At 54.9% G+C, this 23,360-nt stretch carries 13 protein-coding genes and 8 pseudogenes; 5 read left to right on the forward strand and 16 right to left on the reverse strand.

Annotation, left to right across the window (positions count from 1 at the left end; all coding sequences use genetic code 11):
- Positions 1–3: 3 nt before the first annotated feature.
- The 13 genes and pseudogenes from hflK to ndk form a co-directional block, all read right to left on the reverse strand.
- Positions 4–1,329, reverse strand: coding sequence for an FtsH protease activity modulator HflK (gene hflK, locus TKWG_RS10885; RefSeq protein WP_014750886.1), 1,326 nt, complete (start codon positions 1,327–1,329; stop codon positions 4–6).
- Complete coding sequence (gene hflX, locus TKWG_RS10890; RefSeq protein WP_014750887.1) at positions 1,316–2,404, reverse strand: GTPase HflX; 1,089 nt, start codon at positions 2,402–2,404, stop codon at positions 1,316–1,318. Before hflX ends, hflK begins: the two co-directional genes overlap by 14 nt.
- A gap of 66 nt (positions 2,405–2,470) precedes the next feature.
- On the reverse strand, positions 2,471–2,713 hold the full coding sequence (gene hfq, locus TKWG_RS10895; RefSeq protein ID WP_014750888.1) for an RNA chaperone Hfq: 243 nt from the start codon (positions 2,711–2,713) through the stop codon (positions 2,471–2,473).
- A gap of 128 nt (positions 2,714–2,841) precedes the next feature.
- Positions 2,842–3,913: pseudogene (gene hisC / locus TKWG_RS10900) on the reverse strand (histidinol-phosphate transaminase).
- 4 nt (positions 3,914–3,917) lie between these two features.
- Positions 3,918–5,380: pseudogene (gene der / locus TKWG_RS10905) on the reverse strand (ribosome biogenesis GTPase Der).
- Positions 5,377–5,637: a PQQ-binding-like beta-propeller repeat protein gene (locus TKWG_RS23020; RefSeq protein ID WP_050981595.1), complete on the reverse strand. Its 261-nt coding sequence runs from the start codon at positions 5,635–5,637 to the stop codon at positions 5,377–5,379. The pseudogene der and the gene TKWG_RS23020 overlap by 4 nt, the downstream one beginning before the upstream one ends.
- Positions 5,592–6,545, reverse strand: coding sequence for an outer membrane protein assembly factor BamB family protein (locus tag TKWG_RS10910; RefSeq protein ID WP_050981596.1), 954 nt, complete (start codon positions 6,543–6,545; stop codon positions 5,592–5,594). Before TKWG_RS10910 ends, TKWG_RS23020 begins: the two co-directional genes overlap by 46 nt.
- 30 nt (positions 6,546–6,575) lie before the next feature.
- Positions 6,576–7,174 (reverse strand): annotated as a pseudogene (locus tag TKWG_RS27115) (YfgM family protein).
- A gap of 74 nt (positions 7,175–7,248) precedes the next feature.
- Positions 7,249–8,510 (reverse strand): annotated as a pseudogene (hisS, locus tag TKWG_RS10920) (histidine--tRNA ligase).
- A 59-nt stretch (positions 8,511–8,569) separates the two neighbouring features.
- Positions 8,570–9,870 (reverse strand): annotated as a pseudogene (gene ispG, locus TKWG_RS10925) (flavodoxin-dependent (E)-4-hydroxy-3-methylbut-2-enyl-diphosphate synthase).
- An 82-nt stretch (positions 9,871–9,952) separates the two neighbouring features.
- Entirely contained in the window at positions 9,953–10,474 is a 522-nt protein-coding gene (locus TKWG_RS10930) for a helix-turn-helix domain-containing protein (RefSeq protein ID WP_014750894.1), read from the reverse strand.
- Positions 10,471–11,647, reverse strand: a pseudogene (gene rlmN / locus TKWG_RS10935) (23S rRNA (adenine(2503)-C(2))-methyltransferase RlmN). Before rlmN ends, TKWG_RS10930 begins: the two are co-directional and overlap by 4 nt.
- Positions 11,648–11,690: 43 nt before the next feature.
- Positions 11,691–12,098, reverse strand: a complete 408-nt coding sequence (gene ndk / locus TKWG_RS10940; RefSeq protein WP_014750897.1) for a nucleoside-diphosphate kinase — start codon at positions 12,096–12,098, stop codon at positions 11,691–11,693.
- Positions 12,099–12,280: 182 nt separating this feature from the next.
- Here ndk and TKWG_RS10945 point away from each other — a divergent pair.
- The 5 genes and pseudogenes from TKWG_RS10945 to TKWG_RS10965 all read left to right on the forward strand — a co-directional run bounded on the left by TKWG_RS10945 (position 12,281) and on the right by TKWG_RS10965 (position 21,211).
- Positions 12,281–15,118, forward strand: a pseudogene (locus TKWG_RS10945) (valine--tRNA ligase).
- Positions 15,119–15,448: 330 nt separating this feature from the next.
- A complete protein-coding gene (locus TKWG_RS10950; RefSeq protein ID WP_014750899.1) occupies positions 15,449–16,306 on the forward strand; it encodes an aldo/keto reductase in 858 nt (285 codons plus the stop codon).
- Positions 16,307–16,882: 576 nt separating this feature from the next.
- Complete coding sequence (locus tag TKWG_RS10955) at positions 16,883–17,863, forward strand: Bug family tripartite tricarboxylate transporter substrate binding protein (protein WP_014750900.1); 981 nt, start codon at positions 16,883–16,885, stop codon at positions 17,861–17,863.
- Positions 17,864–17,876: 13 nt separating this feature from the next.
- Positions 17,877–20,216, forward strand: coding sequence for a cytochrome P450/oxidoreductase (locus TKWG_RS10960; protein ID WP_014750901.1), 2,340 nt, complete (start codon positions 17,877–17,879; stop codon positions 20,214–20,216).
- Positions 20,217–20,381: 165 nt separating this feature from the next.
- Positions 20,382–21,211: pseudogene (locus TKWG_RS10965) on the forward strand (IclR family transcriptional regulator).
- Here TKWG_RS10965 and TKWG_RS10970 read toward each other — a convergent pair.
- The 3 genes from TKWG_RS10970 to thpD form a co-directional block, all read right to left on the reverse strand.
- Positions 21,196–21,822, reverse strand: coding sequence for a zeta toxin family protein (locus TKWG_RS10970; protein ID WP_014750903.1), 627 nt, complete (start codon positions 21,820–21,822; stop codon positions 21,196–21,198). The pseudogene TKWG_RS10965 and the gene TKWG_RS10970 sit on opposite strands and share 16 nt — an antisense overlap.
- On the reverse strand, positions 21,819–22,076 hold the full coding sequence (locus TKWG_RS10975; protein WP_014750904.1) for a hypothetical protein: 258 nt from the start codon (positions 22,074–22,076) through the stop codon (positions 21,819–21,821). Before TKWG_RS10975 ends, TKWG_RS10970 begins: the two co-directional genes overlap by 4 nt.
- A 359-nt stretch (positions 22,077–22,435) precedes the next feature.
- Complete coding sequence (gene thpD / locus TKWG_RS10980; RefSeq protein WP_014750905.1) at positions 22,436–23,353, reverse strand: ectoine hydroxylase; 918 nt, start codon at positions 23,351–23,353, stop codon at positions 22,436–22,438.
- Between the last annotated feature and the right edge of the window lie 7 nt (positions 23,354–23,360).

A 23,360-nucleotide genomic window follows, 5' to 3' on the forward strand; every position in this document is an offset into this window, starting at 1 on the left:
CTCTTACCTGCTGCGGTCAAAATTATCACGGCTCAAACGATTATCGTTGCGTGTTGCCGTGGTATTGCCGGTCGACGAAGTATCGGTCGACGAACTTGACGAGGATGAATCACTGGCGGGCTTGCGCGGCGGCGGCCGTTGCCCGGTCTGGCCTTCGAGAATCTTGTCGATTGGCAGATACATCATGTTGTTGCCGTCTTTGGTATCAAGCAGCACTTTTGACGTATTTTCAAACACCTCTCGCAGCGTAGAAATATAGATCCGCTCGCGGGTCACTTCCGGCGCCTTCGCATACTCGGCCTGCACGCTTTCAAAGCGTGAGGCCAGACCTTTGGCCTGCGTTACGATTGCTTCACGATAGCCTTCTGCACTTTCAACCAAACGCGAAGCACGACCTCGAGCCTCAGGAATGACCTTGCTGGCGTAAGCATTACCTTCGTTTTTCTGCCGCTCGTTATCCTGACCAGCCTTGATGGCGTCTTCAAATGCTGCCTGCACTTGTTCCGGGGGTTGTACGTTCTGGATCGCGACAGAAGTCACTTCAATGCCGGAACGATAGCGATTCAGAATCTGTTGCATCAGCTTCATAACGTTGTTGGCTGCTGCAGTACGAGATTCATACAGAATATTGTTCATGGACTCTTTGCCCACGATTTCGCGCATGGCGGTTTCACCAGACTGGCGTACTGCCTCAGTTGGATTGACCATAGAGAACAGGAAGTCGGCTGCAGGCGAGCGCTGTGTGGCTGCGTCGGGCGTCAGTTCGGTCTTGAGGCGGTAATGTACTGCGAACTGCACCTCGACGATGTTTTCGTCTTCGGTGAGCATCAGCGACTCTGCCGGTACTTTGTTGTTCAGATCGTTCTTATAACCAAATGTAAAGTTGCGCACACTGGAAACATCGACCTTTTCAACACTCTGGATAGGCGTTGGCATATGCCAATGCATGCCTGGCAACACGGTAGTTTGGTAGCGACCAAATTGTGTGACCACGCCCACATAGCCTTCGCGGACGATATAAAAGCCGCTTACCAGCCATAGCGCCAGCGCGGCAATGATGATGAACACGATACCCAGCCGTGTCACCTTTGGCGAAGGGGAAAACCCATTATTCTGCGGAGGGCGGTCGAACCCGTTATTGCCACCGCCCTGCTTTTTGCCGAAAAGGGATTTGAGCCGTTTGTTGAAATCATTCCAGACCTGATCGAGATCTGGCGGGCCGTCATTGGGCCTGCCGGGACGTTTCGATGGATCGTCGGAATTATTGTTGTTCTGGCTTCCTCGACCCCAACCCGGATCATTAAGATTAAAAAGATTAAAGAATCGCAACTTCGTTTCCTATTGAAGGCCTGAATTCAGCGATTGCCCCGCGCAACCCATCCAGACCAGTTCGTTGTAGTGCACTCACAAATATACGGGCTGGTTCGCCCTTCTCGTTTCTTTCTACTTGCGGTTCATAGCCCGCTTGATCTATTTTATTGTAAATAAGTATACAAGGGATCTCATTGGCCCCAATTTCTTCTAAAACTTTATCAACTTCGGCAATCTGCTCGTCTCTTTGCGGGCTGGCCGCATCCACTACATGCAATAAAAGGTCCGCGTGCACCGTCTCTTCAAGTGTCGCCTTAAAGGCGGCAATCAGCGTCGTGGGCAGATCGCGGATAAAGCCGACCGTATCGGAGATGACCACATTGCCGGCACCTTCGATCCATATTTTTCTGGTCGTGGTATCCAGCGTGGCAAACAACTGGTCTGCTGCGTAGGCATCTGCTCTGGTGAGGGCATTAAACAATGTGCTTTTGCCCGCATTGGTATAGCCGACCAGCGATACCGACAGTGTATTGCTGCGTACCCGCGAGCGGCGCTGTGTCTTGCGCTGGCGCTCTACCCGAGCCAGGCGCTCGCGCAGTACCTTGACCTTGGAGCCAATCATGCGGCGATCCATTTCCAGCTGAGATTCGCCCGGCCCGCGCATGCCAATACCACCCCGTTGTCGTTCAAGGTGAGTCCACATTCGTGTAAGACGCGTAACCAAATGCTGCAACTGGGCAAGCTCAACCTGCAGCTTGCCCTCGTGGCTCTTGGCGCGCAAGGCAAAAATATCCAGAATTAGCGCGACCCGATCTACCACGCGTCGCTCAAAAGCGCGCTCCAGGTTGCGCTGCTGGGCCGGGCTCAGCGGCTGATCAAACAGAATCAGCTCAACATCTTCGGCCTCGGCCATGGCGACCGCTTCTTCGAGCTTGCCTTTACCTATGTAGTAGGCAGCATCGGGTTTGTCTCGCTTTACTGTAAGGGTGCCCGCAATATCTGCGCCCGCCCCTTCGGCCAGCATTTGAAATTCTTCGGCGTGTGCCGGATGATCCAGATCGCCTGAATCTACACTGATAATTAATACGCGCATAGCGTCCTGAAAAACAAAAGGCCCGCACAAGAGGGCTTGGCGGGCTTTTGCGAAAACCTGAGGTTGTTATTCCTGTTCAGCTGGTGCGTCAATTTGGAAACTGACGGCCCTTGCGGGGACAACTGTAGAAATAGCATGCTTGTAGACCATTTGCGTTACCGTATTGCGCAACAATACGACGTACTGGTCAAAGGATTCGATCTGCCCTTGCAATTTGATTCCATTTACAAGGTAAATGGAAACGGGAACATGTTCTTTACGTAACGCGTTCAGGAAAGGATCTTGTAGTGATTGCCCTTTAGTGCTCATTGGCTAGGCTCCATATGTTATTTGGGTTTACAACTGAAAACGACTTTACTGATTTACCTGATTACTGATCAGCCACAAACGACAATACAGGATCCATCAGAAAAAAAGCAGTAATTTGCTATATTAGATTAAGAAACTATTTCAGACAATGACTTAATGAGTGTTTCGCATTGTTTTTTTGTGCCAATCGTAACACGTAGAAATGAAGCGATACGTGGAAGACGGAAGTGACGCACCAAAATGGCGTGTGACCGCAATGCGACCACCAACTGTGCCGCATCATGGCGCGGATGCGATATGAAAACAAAATTCGCCTTGGACGGCAACACGACGAAACCGAGCCTGGTCAATGCCTCGGTCAGTTCATCACGCGTGGCGATAACCTCCCGTGTTGTGTGTTCGAAGTATGCCTGATCTTCAAACGCAGCAATGGCGCCCGCTTCAGCAAGGCGATCGACAGGATACGAATTAAAACTATTCTTGACGCGAACCAATCCTTCCAGCAGTTCGGGCTGGCCCAGCGCAAAGCCGACCCGCAAGCCAGCCAGCGAGCGGGATTTGGAAAGCGTCTGCAGCACTACCAGATTCTTGTATTTTTTGATCAGCGGCACACATGACTCTGCACCGAAATCAACATACGCCTCGTCAACGGCAACGACCCATTGCGGGCGTTCAATCAGCAATCGCTCGATCTGCGCGCGTTTAAGCGCAATACCAGTTGGGGCATTCGGATTGGGGAAAATGACGGCACTGACAGACTCGGTCGGCAATGCCAGATAATCCTCAACACGAATCGTGAAGTCGTCGGCCAGCGGGACATTCTGAAAATCAATGTCGTAAAGCCGGCAATAGACCGGATAGAAACTGTAAGTAATATCGGGAAACAGAATCTGTTTGCCGTGATGGCGAAACAGACTCAGAAAAAGATGCGCCAGCACTTCATCGGAACCGTTGCCGGGGAACACATGGTCTACGGGCAGATCGTAATACTTGCCCAGGGCCGTACGCAGGCGGTCACTCTCAGGACTTGGATACAGGCGCAGCTGATCCGCCGTGGCCTGGCGAATCGCCTCAAGAACCGCAGGAGACGGCGCAAAGGGTGACTCGTTGGTATTGAGCTTGATCAGATCCGTCTGCTTCGGCTGTTCGCCAGCACATAGGATCCAGCGTTTTAACAAAATCACTCCAGTACGCACTCATTTTTTTACTCTGCTTTCTTATATGGATTTTTCGAAGACTTGAATTCGATCCGCAACGGCGTCCCCTCCAGCTTGAACGCAGTGCGCATTCTGGACTCCAGATAGCGGCGGTAGGATTCCGGAATCGCATCCAGCGCATTGCCATGAATGACAATGAGTGGCGGATTCTGTCCACCCTGGTGCGCATAGCGCATCTTGGGTCGGAAAATTCCCTTGCGCGGCGGCTGCTGCTGCTCAACTGCCGCATGCAATTCGCGGGTAAGCTTGGGCGTTGACAATTTGGCAAACGCGGCAGCATGCGCCTCGTGCACCGAACGCATCAACTGCGTGATACCTGCACCCTTGAGCGCAGAAATAGTATGCATTTTTGCAAATGACAAGAAGCGCAGCTTGCGCTCAAATTCACGTTCGATCCAGTCGCGCTTATCGCGATCCAGGCCGTCCCATTTGTTGATGGCCACCACCAGCGCCCTGCCGGTCTCAAGCACAAACCCCGCAATGTGCGCATCCTGTTCGGAAATCTCGCTTTGTGCATCAAGCATGAGCACGACCACGTTACTGGCTTCGATCGCCTGCAGTGTCTTGATCACCGAGAACTTCTCGATCGATTCGAACACTTTACCGCGTTTGCGCAGACCAGCCGTATCGATCAGGGTATACAGGCGGCCGTTACGTTCAAATTCAATTTCAATCGCATCGCGCGTGGTGCCGGGCATATCAAAAGCGATCACCCGCTCTTCACCCAGCAACGTATTGATGAGCGTGGATTTGCCAACGTTGGGACGCCCCACAATCGCCAGTTTCAGGCGGTGGTCGGTAAATTCATCAGACGTGGCTTCGATCCCTTCCTCTGCGGTGTCGGCGGTCGCCAGCACCTGCGCGATCTGCTCGTCTGACAGCTCCGCTTCATCGGCCTGCTCATCTTCCCCGGCTTCGGTTTGATTCGCTGGCTGATTCTGTGTCAGCACTTCGGCCAGCGCAGTCTCGATAAGATCGACTACACCATCGCCATGTGCCGATGAAATCGCATAGGGTTCGCCCAGGCCGAGCTCATGAAAGTCTGCCGTGGCTACGCCATGTTCATGCCTTCGGCTTTGTTCACAGCCAGAAAAACATGCGCCCGTGTCTTGCGCAACAGTCGGGCAATTTCATGATCGTGCGCATTGACTCCGGCGCGCGCATCAACCAGAAATATCACGACATCGGATTCAGAGATAGCCAGGCTGGTTTGCCTTGCCATTTCCATAAGGATGCCGCTTTTGGCAACGGGCTCAAAACCACCCGTATCCACGACCAGAAACGGTATGTCGCCAACCCGGCCTTCACCGTAGTGCCGATCGCGTGTGAGACCGGCATAGTCGGCCACCAGCGCCGCCCGGGAACGCGTCAGGCGGTTAAACAGGGTTGACTTGCCAACATTGGGTCGGCCAACCAGCGATACCACGGGTTTAAAGGAAACAGTACTCAACGTGCACCAAGCATAACAAGATTACCCGCACCGGTTTGCACCAGGATTCCCTGGGCGGTGGCGGTCAGCGGCGATAGCATCGGATCGCCCCCAAATTCGGATCTGCCAAGCAGATGCCCATCGGCATCGGACAGATAATGTATATAGCCTTCATAATCACCAACAGCAACAACATTGCCGTTGGACACCGCGTTGGTCAGGCCCCGGTTCTTCAGAACCTGATTGATCCATTGCTGTTGGCCGTTACCCAATGCCATGCGTACGACTTCACCGTGAATGCCGGTGGCATACAGTGAGTTATTTTGCAGCGTGACGCCTGTCGCGCTGGAAAATGGCTGCGACCACAATGCCTGTCCGTCGCCGCGGCCGGGGGTATAGCAGCCGGCGTTGCCTGATAAGTGGCCACGCACACGCCATTTCCAACCAGCACAGGTGCGCCGACAACATCGGTCACGCTATCGAGATCGGTCACGCCGCGAATGGGGCCGGCCAGGATATCCCACTGCAGTCTGCCGGTCTTCAGATCCAGAGCAACCAGCCGGCCACTGGGAACGGCCACCAGCACATTACCCTTGTCGATAATCATGCGGGACACGGCGCGCAGCGCCAGCGCTGCATTGGTGCGCTGGTAATTCCATAGTAGCTCGCCACTGCTGGCGTCAAAACCCTGGACACGATAATCGTCGGCCCGCACCACCACAACGCCCTGCCCTACGGCTGGCGGCGTCGACACCCGAGTACTGGCTTTGGCGGTCCACAACGTTTTGCCGGCCATATCCAGCGCCGTAATCTTGCCGTCGGGAGCAGCAACAACGGCAATATTGCCATCCGTTCCCACACCTGCAGACAAGGTTTCACCCACCGATGTTTTCCACTGTATGGCGCCATTGGATAACGCAACCCGGGCCACAGATCCATCCGGCGTTGCCGCCAATACACTGTCACCGGCAACCGCAGGGGCGAACCCGACGCCGCTACCGGAACCAATAGAGGCGGTCCAAGCCGCAGCAGGCACTGTGGTCTGGGTATACTCGGTCAGATCAACCGGCTCAAATTGCGACGGAGTCTCAAACAGGCTGCAACCGCCAAGCGCCAGGCGCCTACCAGCACTGTAAGTTTCAGAAAACGACGAGGCGTATGTTGAAACATCATGATTATTCTCCACCTAAAGCACTGATTTTCAATTGAATAGTGTTCACAAATGCTGCCGGTAACTGCTTGCCGGAAAGCGCCGCTTTCCACGCTGCAACAGCCTCCTGCTTCTTGCCTGAGCGATCAGCACATCGCCTTTACGATCATCGTAAAGCGCCTTGAATGCCTCGGGCGGATTATTCAATTGCGCCAGCGCCTCGTCGAATTTTTTCTGATCAGCGTAGACACTGGCCAGACGCAACTTTGCCACAGGCAACAACTCAGGGAAATCATTGCCGCGCCCAGCCAGCCAGGTCAACTCCTGCTGCGCCTGCTCATAGTGGCCGCCACGAATATAAAAATCGGCCGCCAGCAAAGCACCACGGCAGCGTAGGCGGTATCGCCATAACTCTTCTTGAGTTCAGCCGCAGCCTGGTCCAGCCTGGCCTGGCTGTCTGCGTCAGAAGACACGGCCGAAGTTTGGACGATTTCATAATAGCCAAGCGCCTGCTTGACCTGCGAGGACTGATACCAATTCCAGCCGTACCACGCCAGTATGCCCAGCATGACAACAATAATAGCGGTCAGAATTGTGTTGCCGAAACGATCCCACCACCCCTTTAGCGAGTCGATCCTTTCCTGTTCTTCGAGGTCAAAAGCCATATTCTTCAACTATCCTTTACTGATTTTCAAGCCGATCACGTAACGAGACTGCCTGCTGTTGATTGTTAATATATTTACCGGGCCTGGAGTTTATCCAGCAATGCGCTTGCCAGCTCGCTTTGCGCCACGCTAAATTGCGCTGCGGTCGCGCCCTGGGCATCTGCACGCAAAAATTTCACGGATGCCGTATGCTGAGCCATCTCGGTTTCTCCTAAGATTACTGCAAGGCGCGCGCCGCTGGCATCGGCCCGTTTAAATTGCGATTTGAACGAGCCTGCACCAGGATGCACAATACAGCGCACACCAAGATCTCTGGCCGATTCAGCATGGCAGCAGCGGCGCGAGCCGATTGTGCATCGCTATGGACGAAATATACATCACATTCGGGCGTTGTCTGCACTTTCGCATCTTCCAGCCACAACGCAAGCAATCGTTCCAGTCCGATGGCAAAGCCAATAGCCGGCGCCGTTTTTCCGCCCAGCAGATCAAACAGACCATCATAGCGCCCGCCCCCGCAGACGGTGCCCTGAGCGCCAAGCCTGTCGGTCACCCATTCAAAGACGGTCAGATTATAGTAATCAAGCCCGCGCACCAGCCGCGGATTCAGAGTATAGGCGATATCTGCATCGTCCAGTCGCTGACATATGGCATCAAAGTGCGCCCTGGATTCGCTGCCCAGAAAATCAAACAGCTTGGGCGCCTCATTGGCCATCTGCTGCATCACCGGATTTTTTGTATCCAGCACTCGCAGGGGGTTGCTGTACATGCGCCGCTGTCCGTCAGCATCCAGCACTGCTTTGTGCTTTTCCAGATGGGCGATCAACGCTTCACGGTGCGCCCGTCGCTCCTCCAGTTGCCCAAGCGAATTGAGCTCCAGCCGGATATCGTTGATGCCCAGCTGTTTCCACAAGCGTGCCAGCATGATGATCTGCTCGGCATCAATATCGGGCCCCGCAAATCCCAGGGCCTCGACCGAGATCTGATGAAACTGTCGGTAGCGTCCCTTCTGCGGGCGCTCATGGCGGAACACCGGTCCCATGGTATACAGGCGTTGCGCGCGGTCGTACAACATATTGTGCTCAATCGCTGCCCGCACAATGCCCGCAGTAAATTCCGGGCGCATCGTCATCAGCTCCTGCCGGTCAGCCGACATGCTGAAGGTATACATTTCCTTCTCTACAATATCAGTGACCTCGCCAATACCGCGCGCAAACAGACGCGTCTGCTCCAGTATAGGCGTGCGTACGTTCTGATAGCCATATAGACTCAGCCACTGCCGGAGCATGGCTTCCAGTTCCTCCCAGTGGGCCGACTGGCCTGGCAGGATATCGTTCATTCCGCGTAAAGCTGTGACCTTCTGGAATGCGGTTGTGTTACTCAAAATAGTTACTCTTGTCAGTTCAAATTATTGCTGTTCTGTCCGGACACATCCGAACCCTGTACGCCATAACGCTTGTGCACGTAATCACGCACGATTTCCTGGAATTCTTCGGCAATCGCGTCGCCCTTCAGGGTAACGCTGCGCTGCCCATCGATAAAAACGGGGGCTGACGGGACCTCTCCGGTGCCCGGCAGGCTGATACCAATGTCGGCATGACGCTTTCGCCGGGCCCGTTCACCACACAGCCCATGACTGCAACGTTCATGGATTCCACGCCTGGGTACTGTGCCTTCCACACCGGCATTTGCCGGCGCAGGTAAGACTGGATACTATCGGCCAGCTCCTGGAAGTAGGTGCTGCTGGTGCGCCCGCAGCCTGGACATGCAACGACCATGGGCGTAAACGCCCGCAGCCCCATTGTCTGCAAAATTTCCTGCGCCACGATTACTTCGCGGGTGCGATCGCCCCCCGGTTCCGGCGTAAGGGAAATGCGAATCGTATCACCGATTCCTTCCTGAAGCAGTACGGACAATGCAGCTGTGGAAGCCACAATGCCTTTGCTACCCATGCCGGCCTCAGTCAGGCCCAGATGCAATGGATAATCACAACGGGCCGAGAGGTTCCGATACACCGAAATCAAATCCTGGACATGACTAACCTTACAGGACAGGATAATGGCATCGCCAGCCAGACCCAGCTCTTCGGCACGGGCAGCGTTGGTAATGGCGGACACCACCAGTGCCTCGCGCATCACAGCCGATGCGTCCCAGGGAACGCTGCGCCGACTGTTGTCGTCCATCATTCGCGCCATGAGTTCATGATCCAGGCTGCCCCAGTTTACGCCGATGCGTACCGGTTTCTCATAGCGGCAGGCCACTTCAATCATTTGTGCGAAATTATCGTCACGTTTTTTGCCGCCGCCCATATTACCCGGGTTGATCCGGTACTTGGACAACGCCTGCGCGCACTCGGGAAACTGGGTAAGCAGTTTGTGCCCGTTGTAGTGGAAGTCGCCCACTAGCGGGACCGAGACCCCCATGCGGTCCAGCTGCTCGCGAATGGCCGGCACTTCCTTTGCCGCCTCGGGTGTATTGACGGTAATGCGCACCATCTCGGAACCGGCCTGCGCCAGCTCCTTGACCTGTATTGCAGTTGCAATCGGATCAGCCGTATCGGTGTTGGTCATCGATTGCACCACAACGGGTGCACCACCACCAATCTGGACCTGTTTGGTGTCCCAGACGACACGCGCACCACGCGTCGGACGGCGGGTCAGCTGGCCAATGGGAAACGGCGATTGTTCAACGATGGTCATGATAGTGTTAGTCTTAAACAGAGTGGTATTGCCGAAGTCGGGTCAGCGCACTGCAGCGACAACAGCGATACCATTGAATCAGTTATTCAAACCAGTGCTGCAGGCTTTCGAGACCGAGATCCTGCAAGGTGTACCAGCCGCGGGTAAAGCCGTAGACGGCAATTACGACCAGCACGAGCAGGATGACAAACAGCCACAAGCCTGTACCACTGGAGCGCCCGGACCGGGAATAACTGTCCCGGATTTCATAATCGGTGCTGCGTTTCAGATTGATATTGGTCGGAGCCGCAGTAGCAGCAGCCTGCTGGCCACCCTCGATGCCAGGCTGCTGGCCCAGCAATTGCAACAAAGGTTGTTCATCCGCTTCCAATACCTGCGCATACTTCTTGACCATGCCACGCAACATGAAACCATTGGGCAATGACGCCCAGTTCTGGCTTTCCAGGGCACGCAACTGCGTCTCGGAAAACTTGATGCGATTGGAGATTTCAGCCAGCGTCAGACCCCGGGCAGCCCTTAGCGTCGCGAGCGTTTGGCCCAGCGATTGTACGGGGGCCGACTCTTCACGGGGGGTATCAGCGGCAATGTCTGTTTCGTTGGTCATGAAGAAATCTCGGTAATGGGAATGGATTTGAAGGCCTGCATGCGTTCGCTGATGCGGGTACGGTCTTTAACGTCGCCCGCGAGCTGTCCACAGGCGGCATCAATATCTTCACCTCGGGTCTTACGCACCGTGGTAATCACGCCCTGATCCACCAGCAAGCTGGAGAACTGGCGAATACGTGCATTGCTGGATCGCTTCAGACCGGACTCCGGAAACGGATTGAACGGAATCAGATTCAGCTTGCACTTGACCTGGCGCGTGATATCCACCAGTTGCCGGGCATGTTCATCCGAATCATTCACGCCATCGAGCATAACGTATTCGAAGGTGATGAAATCACGCGGCGCATGCTCAAGATAGCGGTTACAGGCAGCAATAAGCTCGGCCAGCGGGTATTTGCGATTGAGCGGGACCAGTTGATCGCGCAATGCATCGTTCGGCGCATGCAGCGATACCGCCAACGCAACCGGGCAATCATGCGCCAGGCGATCCATGAACGGCACGACACCAGAGGTAGACACAGTTACGCGACGCCGTGACAGCCCATAAGCATTGTCGTCAAGCATTAGCAACAATGCCGGCAGAACCTGATCATAATTCAGGAGCGGTTCGCCCATTCCCATCATGACGACATTGCTGATCACGCGAAGATCCTGATCGTTTACTGCCACATGCGCCCCTGCCTGCCCAGCGGCGGCCAGGCGTGCGGCGGGCATGTCCTGCATGATATCGTGACGGGCTTTCCACAACTGGCCGACAATTTCAGCTGTCGTCAGATTTCGGTTGAACCCTGGTGACCGGTAGAGCAGAAACGGCAGGCCACGGTACAACCGGCCTGACTGGAAATGCACAGGGTTCCCCTGTCATCTTCCGGAATAAATACGGTTTCGACAGCATTATTGTTGCCTACATCAAACAGCCACTTGCGTGTCCCGTCGGTCGACACTTTCTGGGTAATAACCGATGGCGTTTGCAGCGTGCAGCGTTCTGTCAGCGTGCTACGAAAATCCTTGGCCAGATCTGTCATCTGGTCAAAATCAGAGATGCCGCGCTGGTGTACCCAGCGCAGCAGCTGTTTCGCGCGAAAGGCTTGTTACCCCAGGCACCCACCTGCCTGACGAGCGAATCGGATTCGACACCCAGAAGATTGATGCGTTGATCGGTAGTAGTCATAACAGCCTTTTGCGGAAAATGAAGCACGTTTTCAGCGAGCCTCTTACTTCTTGAAGAAGTAAGCAATTTCGTTGGCTGCTGTATCAGCGGCGTCGGAGCCATGCACTGCATTGGCGTCGATGCTGTCGGCGAAGTCGGCGCGGATGGTACCGGCGTCGGCTTTCTTGGGATCTGTGGCGCCCATCAGTTCGCGATTTTTGGCAATCGCGTTTTCACCTTCCAGAACCTGGATAAAAACAGGACCGGAAATCATGAACTTGACCAGATCGTTGAAAAAAGGACGCTCTTTGTGAACGGCGTAAAAGCCTTCGGCTTCGGCCTGGCTCAGTTGCTGCATGCGAGCTTCAACCACTTTGAGACCGGCTTTTTCGAAGCGGGAAATAATTTCGCCAATAACATTTTTGGCAACAGCATCAGGTTTGATGATAGAGAGCGTACGTTCAACAGCCATTTAATTACTCCAAATATTCAATGAAAACAGTTACTTCTGCGAAGTTTTAACTAACTCGGCATTTTAACATGCAAAATTAGGGCGCTACACCTTAAAATAAGGGTTTTCGATAAAGACTCACCATTTTGCTGACCCTTTGGGCCTGACGGTCATAAACCGCCAGCCCATCCACTGTTGATACTATGACTCAAACACCTGCCCCCGACGAATTGCCCAAAAGTTTTGAACCCAAGGCGCTTGAACGCGCCTGGTACCAGGAATGGGAACGCATGGGCGTCTTTCGGGCCGGCCGCCACACGTCCACAGACGCACCGGAAAGTGGCGAACCCTACACCATCCAGTTTCCACCCCCCAATGTAACAGGCACGCTGCATATGGGGCACGCCTTCAATCACACGATCATGGACGGCCTGATCCGCTACCACCGGATGCTGGGCAGCGACACCGTCCTGGTGCCGGGCACCGATCATGCGGGTATTGCCACGCAAATTGTTGTTGAACGCCAGCTGGATGCCCAGAAAACCACCCGGCACGATCTGGGTCGAGACGCCTTCGTTAAGCGCGTCTGGGAATGGAAGGAACAATCGGGCAATACGATCACCGCCCAGGTGCGCCGCCTGGGCGCTCGGCAGACTGGCCGCGTGAATATTTCACCATGGACAGCCAAATGTCGCTGGGCGTGGTCGAAACCTTTGTCCGCCTGTACGAGCAGGGCCTCATCTACCGCGGCAAACGACTGGTGAACTGGGATCCGGTGCTGGGCACGGCCGTGTCTGACCTGGAAGTCGAAAGCCAGGAAGAAGATGGCTTTCTCTGGCATATCCGCTACCCGCTTACCGAACCGGTAGACGGGCTGGAATATCTGGTGGTGGCAACCACTCGCCCGGAAACCATGCTCGGCGATGTGGCCGTCATGGTTCACCCCGAAGACGAACGCTACAGCCACCTGGTGGGCAAATCAGTGCGCCTGCCGCTGTGTGAGCGCGACATCCCGGTCATTGCCGACGATTATGTCGATCCCGAATTCGGTACAGGCGTGGTCAAGGTTACTCCCGCTCACGATTTCAACGACTATGCCGTAGGGCAGCGCCATCAGCTGGATATGATCAGCATTCTTACGCTGGATGCAAAAATCAGCGAAGACGCCCCTGCCCGCTTCCAGGGTCTGGACCGATTCGAGGCACGCAAGCAAATTGTGGCCGAGCTCGAGGCACAGTCGCTTCTGGAGAGCATCAAACCGCACAAACTCATGGTGCCGCGCGCGACCGGACCAAATCGGTCATTGAACCCATGCTGACCGACCAGTGGTTTGTCGCCATGAGCAAACCCGCTCCTGAAGGCACCTACAATCCGGGAAAAAGCATTACCCAGGTCGCGCTGGACGTGGTGCGTGACGGTGAGGTGCGCTTTTTTCCGGAAAACTGGAGCAATACCTATAACCAATGGCTGGAAAATATTCAGGACTGGTGTATTTCCCGGCAGTTGTGGTGGGGTCACCAGATTCCGGCCTGGTACGCAGAAGACGGCCAGATCTTTGTTGCCCGCACAGAGGAAGAAGCGCAGATCAAGGCTAAAAAAGCCGGCGTGACCGGACCGCTGCGCCGCGACGATGACGTGCTGGACACCTGGTTTTCATCCGCCCTGGTACCGTTTACGACTATGGGTTGGCCTGCCGAGACCGATGATTTCAAACGCTATATGCCATCCAATGTGCTGGTTACCGGCTTTGACATCATCTTTTTCTGGGTGGCACGCATGATCATGATGAGCATGCACCTGACCGGCCAGGTGCCGTTCCGTCATGTCTATGTGCACGGGCTGATTCTGGATGCCTACGGCCAGAAGATGAGCAAATCCAAGGGCAACACGCTCGATCCGGTGGACCTGATCGATGGAGTTGACCTGGATACGCTGGTTGCCAAGCGCACCTCGGGCCTGATGAACCCGAAACAGCAGGCAAGATCGAAAAAGATACCCGCAAGGCATTTCCTGACGGCATTGCACCCTACGGCGCTGACGCATTGCGCTTTACCATGGCTGCCTATGCCACGCTGGGCAGGAACATGAATTTTGACCTGAAGCGCTGCGAGGGCTACCGCAACTTTTGCAATAAGCTGTGGAACGCCAGCCGCTTCGTGCTTATGAACGTACCGGACGCTGAAGCCGTCAACCAGGATGACAACGAGCTGTCCTTTGCCGACCACTGGATTACCAGTCGCTTGCAGCAAACCCTTGAAGACATACAGAAAGGGTTTCATGAATATCGCTTCGATATGATTGCAAATGCAATATACCGGTTCGTGTGGGACGAATACTGTGACTGGTACGTTGAATTGGCCAAGGTCCAGATCCAGCGTGGCAACCAGGCGCAGCAAAACGGTACACGCCGCACCCTGATCCGGGTACTGGAAGCCATTTTGCGCATGGCCCACCCCATCATTCCGTTTATCACAGAAGCACTGTGGCAAAAAGTGGCGCTGGTGGCTGGCAAAAAACCAGCCGGCACCACCGCGAGCATCAGTGTTCAGCCCTATCCGCTGCCAAACAGTGAGCTGATTGATGACGCTGCACAAGCACAAGTGGCCGCGCTTAAGGCGCAGGTAGAGGCCATTCGCGCGCTGCGCGGAGAAATGAGCCTGTCGCCTGCCCAGAAAGTGCCCCTGTTTGCCGAAGGCGATGCCCAGATGCTCAATCGCAATGCGCCATACCTGATGGCACTGGCCAAACTGAGCGAGGTACAGGTTGTAGACCTGCTACCTGATCTGGGTGCGCCGGTTCAGATTCTGGACAATATCCGACTGATGCTCAATGTGCAAATTGACAAGGAAGCCGAACTGGCTCGTCTGGCCAAAGAAGCCCAGCGCCTGGAAGGCGAAATTGCCAAAGCACAAGGCAAGCTGTCCAATGAGGGCTTTGTCGCACGTGCCCCGGGTCATGTCATTGAACAGGAAAAAGAGCGCCTAGCTCAATTTACCGAACGCCTTGAAGGCATTCGCGGCCAGCAGGCCAGACTGCAGTAAACAACTGGCTGATCCGTCCCATATTTGGGTTCGGGTCAGCCTTTTGTCGCCCCATACGTCCGGCACCAGCCGCATTATTCCTGTCACGCCGACCTACTCTCCTGCAGACGCACAGCATCAGGTCAATGGGCTACGCTGTGCTGTTTTACCATCGACATATCACCGACACCGAGCAAGGCTCGGCCCATTTCCAATAACAAAGCTCACAAATTATTTTCTGCACCAGCCAATTGTCAGACAACTGACCTTTGTTTTTGGTATGGTATTTGTAATAAGCTTTAACACAAGCACCCTATCCTTTCAAATAATTTGCCAGACAAGGAATTACACATGTCATTGAAAACGTTTACGCTGAATAACGGACAGACCATCCCCTCGCTGGGATTTGGAACATGGGAACTGGACAAGGAAGAAATCTGTGTACCGGCGGTCACTCAGGCCCTGAAAACCGGCTATCGCGTTATTGATACGGCAGCCCGTTACATGAACGAAGCCTTTGTCGGCAAGGCACTGGCCGAGTCAGGATTGAAGCGCGAACACTACCATTTGACCACGAAAGTCTGGGTCACCGATTTTGGCTACGAACAAACCCTGCGCGCCTTTGACAAATCGCTCAAAAAGCTGGGACTGGAGTACGTGGACTTGTATCTGTTGCACTGGCCGGTCGAAGGTTTCCGGGAAAGCTGGAAGGCACTGGAGAAACTGCAGGACGAAGGGCTTACCAAAGCCATCGGCGTTTGCAACTTTGAAATTGACCATTTGCAGGCACTGGCAGCCAGCTCCAACAACAAACCGGTACTGAATCAGGTGGAGACGCATCCCCTGTTTCAGCAGCGCGCCCTGCTCAAATATATGAACGAACAGGATATTCTGCTTGAAGCCTGGTCCCCGCTCGGACGAGGCGATGCGACGCTGCTGACCAATCCCGTACTTCAGGACATCGCCAGATCCCACAGCAAGGACGTTGGCCAGGTAATTCTGCGCTGGCACTTGCAGCGTGGCTCACTGGCCATTCCTCGCTCAAGCAAGCCAAGCCGTGTAGAGAGCAATTTCCAGATATATGATTTCGAATTGAGCGACGAGCAAATGGCAGCCATTAACGCCCTGGACACCAACCAGCGCAGCGCGGGTGACCCCAAGGATCCGGAATGGATCGCCAAGCTCATGAGCATGCCCATTCCGGATTGATGTAACGTATATAACGACACGCATAAGCATGCGTATAAGGACGCACAGCGCTACGCAATAACAGGCATAAACAAAAAAGGCCGCTTTCGGAAATGCAAGCGGCGCTGGCAAACACCTTTGCCCGTGGCCGCCCTTTTCACCCGGTTGATCAGGGCGGCCATTGTATTATTGCCTGCGCAGGTTCACACCCAGCAAGGCCGGCACTAACCACAACTGGCGCGTCATCACAAGCATGATAACCGGGCGCGAAGCACGTCAGGACCGGGGGCCGACCGCCTGTAAACAACACAGGCAGGTTGAGGCATTGGAACTCCAATAACACCCATACTGCCAGTTACCCTCCTTATAAATCGCCGCAGCCCCCCGTCCCCACCAACAAACATGTTCTTGCGCCCGCAAGCCGTGCCCGACGGACCGGCTGCGACCCAGGTACCACCATTGACATCAACAAGCAGTAATCACAGTTGCCATGGGGAAACCCTTATTTCATTTGCATTGCATTCATTACGCATTGCGTATATTATTTACGCAATAAAGTAGCACCCACGCAGCACCTACATTAATAACGGAGACATCATGCGCATTCGCACCTACCTGACATCCTGTTCACTGGCCATTGTCGCCAGCAGCCTGGCCATGGCCCCCGCCCTGGCACAGACTTTCCCGGACAAATCCATCCGCTGGATCGTGCCCTATCCTGCCGGCGGCGGTTCGGATTTCCTGGCCCGCACCATCGGCCAGAGCCTGTCGGAAGATATCAAACAGTCTGTCGTCATCGACAACAAGCCTGGTGGCAACACCGCCATCGCAGCCAGCGATACGGCGCGTTCCCCTGCCGACGGCTACACCGTGCTGTCGGCAGACAATGGCACCATGGTCTTTAATTCAGCGCTGTACAAAAAACTTTCCTATGATCCGGTCAAGGATCTTGCGCCGGTTACCCTGCTTGGACGGTTCCCGATGATTCTGGTGGTTAATCCTGCCAGTAATATCAAAAACCTGAAAGACTTTGTCGAGCACGTAAAAAGCAGCAACGGCAGCATCAACTATGGCTCGGCGGGCGCCGGCAGCCCACACCATCTGGCCATGGAGTTGTTCCAGACAGAAGCCGGCCTGAAAATGACCAACGTGCCCTATCGCGGCGCAGCCCCTTCACTGACAGATCTTGCCGGCGGCCAGGTGCAGGCCATGATGGTTGATCTGGCGGCAGGCGCAGGCTTTCTGAAAGGCAAAAAAATACGCCCGCTAGCCGTGGCCAGCGCCAAGCGTTTGCCACAACTGCCTGAGGTGCCTACCTTTGCCGAGTCCGGTTATCCGAATGTGGAAGCAGCGGCACTGGTCGGGATGGTGGCGCCCGCGAAAACGCCTGCAGAAATTATTGCCAGCCTGAATAAAAGCGTTGTTGCCGCCCTGAACAAACCGGCGACACATAAAAAGCTGATTGAGTTTGGTATCGAACCGGTGGGTGATACGCCCGAACAATACAGCAAGCTGCTTGAGGACGAACGCACCCGCTGGCACAAGTTGATCAAAGACTTGAACATAACCCTGGACTGATCCGAGATACATCATGAATACCCAATCCACTTCGCAGCCAACCCAGGCACAATGCCCTTATTCTGGTGCACATACCAATGCTGGTACCGGCTGCCCGGTCAGCGCCCGCGCTGCGCAGTTCGACCCCTTTGAAGATGCCTACCAACAGGATCCGCCTGAGTATGTGAAATGGTCGCGCGAACAGGAGCCGGTTTTTTATAGTCCCAAACTGGGATACTGGGTGGTGACCCGTTACGAGGATATCAAACAGATATTCCGAGACAACATCACCTTCAGTCCCTCTATTGCACTTGAAAAAATCACACCCACCGGCCCTGAAGCCAATGCCGTGCTGGAATCCTACAATTACGGCATGAGCCGCACCCTGGTCAATGAAGACGAGCCCGCGCATATGCCGCGACGGCGCCTGCTGATGGAACCGTTTACCGTCGACGCATTAAAGCATCACGAACCCATGGTGCGCGCGCTCACACGCCAGTATGTTGACCGCTTTATCAACGACGGCAAAGCAGACCTGGTCGAACAGATGCTGTGGGAAGTGCCGTTGACCGTCGCTCTGCATTTTCTCGGCGTCCCCGAAGAAGATATGGATACGCTGCGCAAGTATTCCATCGCGCATACTGTCAACACCTGGGGCCGTCCGAAGGCTGAAGAGCAAGTGGCCGTTGCCCATGCCGTAGGCAACTTCTGGCAACTGGCCGGCAAGATTCTGGAAAAAATGCGCAAGAATCCCGAACAGCCCGGCTGGATGCAGTACGGCATTCGCATGCAGCAGTTGCATCCAGACGTGGTGCCTGACTCTTACCTGCATTCGATGATGATGGCGGGCATTGTCGCTGCGCATGAGACCACCGCAAACGCCTCTGCCAATGCCATTAAACTGCTGCTCTCACACCCTCATGTATGGCAGGAGATCTGCGAGGATCCAAATCTGATTCCGAACGCAGTGGAAGAATGCCTGCGTCATAATGGATCGGTTGCAGCGTGGCGACGACTGGCGACGCGCGATGTGCAAATTGGCGGCGTCTCGATTGCGGCAGGCTCAAAACTGCTGATTGTCAGTTCATCTGCCAATCATGACGAGCGTCATTTTGCTGATGCCGATCTGCTTGACATCCGGCGTGAGAATGCCAGCGACCAACTCACCTTCGGCTATGGTTCCCATCAATGCATGGGCAAGAATCTGGCGCGAATGGAAATGCAGATTTTTCTTGAGGAACTCACCCTGCGCCTGCCTCATTTGATATTGTCGGAGCAGACATTTACCTATGTATCCAATACTTCATTCCGTGGGCCGGAACATTTGTGGGTGCACTGGGACCCGTCAGCCAATCCGGAACGACAGGATCCCTCCATATTGAACAGGCAGCACCCGATACGACTGGGCGAGCCTTCCACGCATTCGCTTTCCCGCCAGGTTGTGGTTCAGGAAACTGAAATGCTGACTGACGATATCATGCGAATCCGGCTGGCTGCAGCCGATGGTCAGACTTTGCCGCGCTGGGCACCAGGATCTCATATTGACCTTGTATGCGGCGACCTGGGCATCTCACGACAGTATTCTCTTTGCGGTGATCCGGCAAATCCACAGGTTATGGATATTGCCGTATTGCGCGAAGACGCCGGTCGAGGCGGCTCGGCATGGGTGCATCAGCATGTTCGCAGCGGCCTTCCCTTGCACATTCGCGGTCCGCGCAATCACTTTCATTTCGATGAGCAAGCCAGCAAGGCCATCTTCATTGCCGGCGGTATTGGGATCACACCCATCATCGCCATGGCGCGCGTAGCCAAAAACCGCGGGATTGATTACCAGATTCACTATTGTGGTCGCAGCCGCAAGAGCATGGCATTGCTCGCTAGCCTGCAGGAGCATGGCGAACGGCTGCATGTCTATGCCGCCGACGAAGGCCTGCGCGCAGACTTTGCCAGCCTGCTGGCTACACCAGATGCCGAAACGCAGATCTATGCCTGTGGGCCGCAACGCCTGACCGACTGCCTGCAGGAACTCTGTGAATGCTGGCCCGACGACGCATTGCACATAGAACACTTTCATTCCACCTTGAGCAAACTGGACCCAAGCCGGGAACACGCCTTCGAGGCTGAACTGAAGCAATCGGGCATTACCGTTACCGTTGCTGCAAACCAGACACTGCTGGAGGCCTTGCGCGCTGCCAATATCGACATCCAGAGCGATTGTGAAGAAGGCCTTTGCGGGTCCTGTGAAGTGAGCGTACTTGGCGGCCAGCCTGATCACAGGGATGTGGTGCTCACGCGCAGCGAACGTGCGGCAGGCAACAAAATGATGAGTTGCTGTTCCCGCGCCAAAGACAAACACATCATTCTGGATCTATGACAATCGTTATATAACAGGACGGATCATGTATGCCTGCCACCATGGCCATTGCCGCCTTTGTCGCTCTTGCCGCTTGGTCCTGGGCGTCGCTGCCGGCTTGGCCATTCCAGCCCTTTTATAGTCATCTATAATACGAGCCAAGTCTACTTCCGGTTTATGTATCAAATGAACGCTCAGAGCGCCCCAGACAACCTCACCGCAGCAACGCCCGCACGCAGCCGCGAACGACGACAAAGTGTACAGGCAGCCGACACCGTGGTAGCCGTGCTCAAAGGCTGGCCAGCCTGGGAGGAGGAGCCAGCCTGACCACCCTGGCAGCTCACTTGAGCGAGAACCCTGCCAAAGTCCATCGCTATCTGGTCAGCCTGATCGACGGCGGGCTGGTGACACAGAATGCCAATACGCAACAATACACACTCGGTCTGGAAGCAATGCTGATCGGCCTTGCCGCCATGCGGCAGGCAGATCCTATCAGAATAGCGGAGCCTGCCCTGATACATCTGCGCGAGCACCTGGGCATTACCAGCTTTATTGCCGTCATGGGCAACAAAGGCCCGACAATCGTGCGCATGGAAGAGCCCAGCCTGCCGGTTACCGTGAATGTAAGAGTCGGCTCGGTGCTATCCTTTTTATGGTCAGCCACCGGCAGAGTCTTTCTGGGGCTGCACGACGAGCCCGCAGTTCGTGCACTGGCCAAGCGCGAATTTGACGCCTTGGGGGAAACCCAGGAGCCGCCCGCATCCTTTGATGTCCTGGTGACACAATTGCATGATGAAATAAGCCAATGTCACTGTGTCTGCGTCAGAGACACCAATCTGAAAGGCATCAGCGCCGTTGCCGCGCCGGTATTTAACTACGCCGGACAACTGACCGCCGTGCTCACCGCCCTGGGCGCCAGCGGTGGCTTTGACACGTCGCTGAACGGACCCATTGCCGTATCCGTTCGTCAACAAGCACAACGCATCAGCCAGCAACTGGGTTACTGCACCCCCTGATTTTTTTTCTTGTGAAGGCGGTCCCGCTTGCGCAGCGCGGTGGGAATCGCCCGCTTGGCCCACATCGGCAACGATTTGCTGACATATTTGAGCCTATCCGCCTCGCGGATAAGCAGAGTTCGGCGCCCTCTTTTACGTTTATTGTCGAACACCCAGGCCCGGTCTGCAAGCTGCAACGCAAATCCCAAATTATCCATGCTACGCCCGTAACGCCGCGCTATTGCATCCAGCGGCACGGCGTGACCACCGTCGGCGATCCGTGATTTGACCCGCGCAATAAGCAGCCCCACATCATCTACGCCAATAAAAGCCAGGATCACCTGATAGCCTGCAAGACGGGCGCGATGCATCAGATCAAGTTCAGAGTTGCCGCTAAGCGTGGTTTCTATTGCAAAGCTGCGTCCGCTGGCAAGCAGTTTATCCCGCGCCAGCAAAGCCAGCCGGCCCGCGCGCATTTGCACCTGCGCGCTATTGCGATTGTCGATATCGAGCTGCGCGGCAATATCGTCCGGATTGACCACCGGCAGATGGCCCGTAAGATGCAAACGCGTAAGCGTTGTTTTGCCTGCCCCGTTGGGACCGGCTACGACCCAGAGTTTCGGTGCGCTCATGCTGTTGCAGCATCGTCGACCGTTTGTTCGACTCCATCAACAAAACGCACGAGCTGGCGTCGCCCGTCGGGAAATTCCTTGATAATCAGGCCGGGCGGCGTACTGTCTTCACGATAATAAACCGGGCGGCCGGCCTGCAGGTGCGCGCGCGCAGCCGCACCATCATCACGCACGATCCTCACATCAAACATCCTCCAGAACACCTTTTCTTCCACGTCTGTCATGGCTTCCAGATTTTCCAGCTTCATTTCCATACATAACCTCATCGCGCAGTCGTGTATTGCCGTCACGTTTGCTATACAACCCAAGCGTACTCAATCGCACTGTGCGAAAGCATCGCCCAATATCCACCGGTTGAGTCTTATTTCCCACCCTATCGACTGATTATATGCAATATAAAGAAAATAATAACCATTTCATGCCGGCGCGCCCTATCCCGTCCTTTCACGACAACGACGCAGCGACCACCCGATAAATGAAAAATGGCTCCGGAAAACCACCGGAGCCATTCATATGCGCATTTTTTCTACAGCGCTATCGGCTTGCACATGCAAGCGCAGCAATGTTCAATTCGGAATGCGTTCACCGCAGCAAATACATTCCGTATCGGACATCAGGCGACCTCCTGCAATGCATCCAGCGGCGCCAATGCGCCTTCGAATGCCCGCGTCGCAATATACTCAGGACGCGGCGCCAGCCCGTATTTTGGTGCATTAAGCGTATTTTCGACGCTGTTATACACCATGAATACGTTGGCACGTGGCCATGGCGAAATATTGCCGTTAGAACCGTGCATGGTATTGCAATCGAAAAACACCACTGAACCGGCTTTACCCGTAATGGCTTTGATGCCACCCTGCTCTGCAAGCAGCTCCAGGCTTAGTGGGTCAGGCACGCCATACTCCTGCGCCTTCAACGATTTTTTATAGTTCTCGTCGGGTGTGATACCGCGGCAGGAAATAAACTGCCGATGAGAACCAGGCACAACCATGAGCGGACCATTGCATTCGTTGTTATCGGTCAGCAATACCGAGCAACTCAACGCGCGCATATGGGGCATGCCATCTTCCGTATGCCATGTCTCAAAGTCCGAATGCCAGTAAAACTCCTTGCCCTTGAAGCCGGGCTTCAGGTTGGCCCGCGATTGATGCAGGTACACTTCCGAGCCCAGAATCTGGCGTGCAACATGAATCAGACGAGGATCGCGTGATAGTCGATCAATCGCCTTATTCAACACATGCACCTTGAAGATAGAACGAACAGCATGGCTGCCAGGCTCGGTAATCGCTTCGTCGCTCGAGGCAATTTTGCTGTCGTTGGTCATCGCCAGCACTTCGTCCATCAACACCTTGACTTCCTGCTCACTGAACAGGTTCTCCAACACCAGAAATCCGTCCCGTTCGTAGGTAGCGATCTGCTCGGCAGACAACGCGTCGGCGTACTTGCCGTCACCATATACAACGGGTTCCTGTCTGGCGATAATTGCGGCTGTGCCGCTGGTACGTGATTCATAAATGTCGGTTACGACCATCTTGTAC

The organism is Advenella kashmirensis WT001 (assembly GCF_000219915.2).
GTDB lineage: Bacteria > Pseudomonadota > Gammaproteobacteria > Burkholderiales > Burkholderiaceae_B > Advenella > Advenella kashmirensis.

Bases quoted from the DNA above. Each gene is read 5' to 3' on its own strand.
- hflX (WP_014750887.1), bottom strand. From the start codon at position 2,404: ATGCGCGTATTAATTATCAGTGTAGATTCAGGCGATCTGGATCATCCG.
- hfq (WP_014750888.1), bottom strand. From the start codon at position 2,713: ATGAGCACTAAAGGGCAATCACTACAAGATCCTTTCCTGAACGCGTTA.
- TKWG_RS23020 (WP_050981595.1), bottom strand. From the start codon at position 5,637: ATGGCATTGGGTAACGGCCAACAGCAATGGATCAATCAGGTTCTGAAG.
- TKWG_RS10930 (WP_014750894.1), bottom strand. From the start codon at position 10,474: ATGACCAACGAAACAGACATTGCCGCTGATACCCCCCGTGAAGAGTCG.
- ndk (WP_014750897.1), bottom strand. From the start codon at position 12,098: ATGGCTGTTGAACGTACGCTCTCTATCATCAAACCTGATGCTGTTGCC.
- TKWG_RS10950 (WP_014750899.1), top strand. From the start codon at position 15,449: ATGTCATTGAAAACGTTTACGCTGAATAACGGACAGACCATCCCCTCG.
- TKWG_RS10955 (WP_014750900.1), top strand. From the start codon at position 16,883: ATGCGCATTCGCACCTACCTGACATCCTGTTCACTGGCCATTGTCGCC.
- TKWG_RS10960 (WP_014750901.1), top strand. From the start codon at position 17,877: ATGAATACCCAATCCACTTCGCAGCCAACCCAGGCACAATGCCCTTAT.
- TKWG_RS10970 (WP_014750903.1), bottom strand. From the start codon at position 21,822: ATGAGCGCACCGAAACTCTGGGTCGTAGCCGGTCCCAACGGGGCAGGC.
- TKWG_RS10975 (WP_014750904.1), bottom strand. From the start codon at position 22,076: ATGGAAATGAAGCTGGAAAATCTGGAAGCCATGACAGACGTGGAAGAA.
- thpD (WP_014750905.1), bottom strand. From the start codon at position 23,353: ATGGTCGTAACCGACATTTATGAATCACGTACCAGCGGCACAGCCGCA.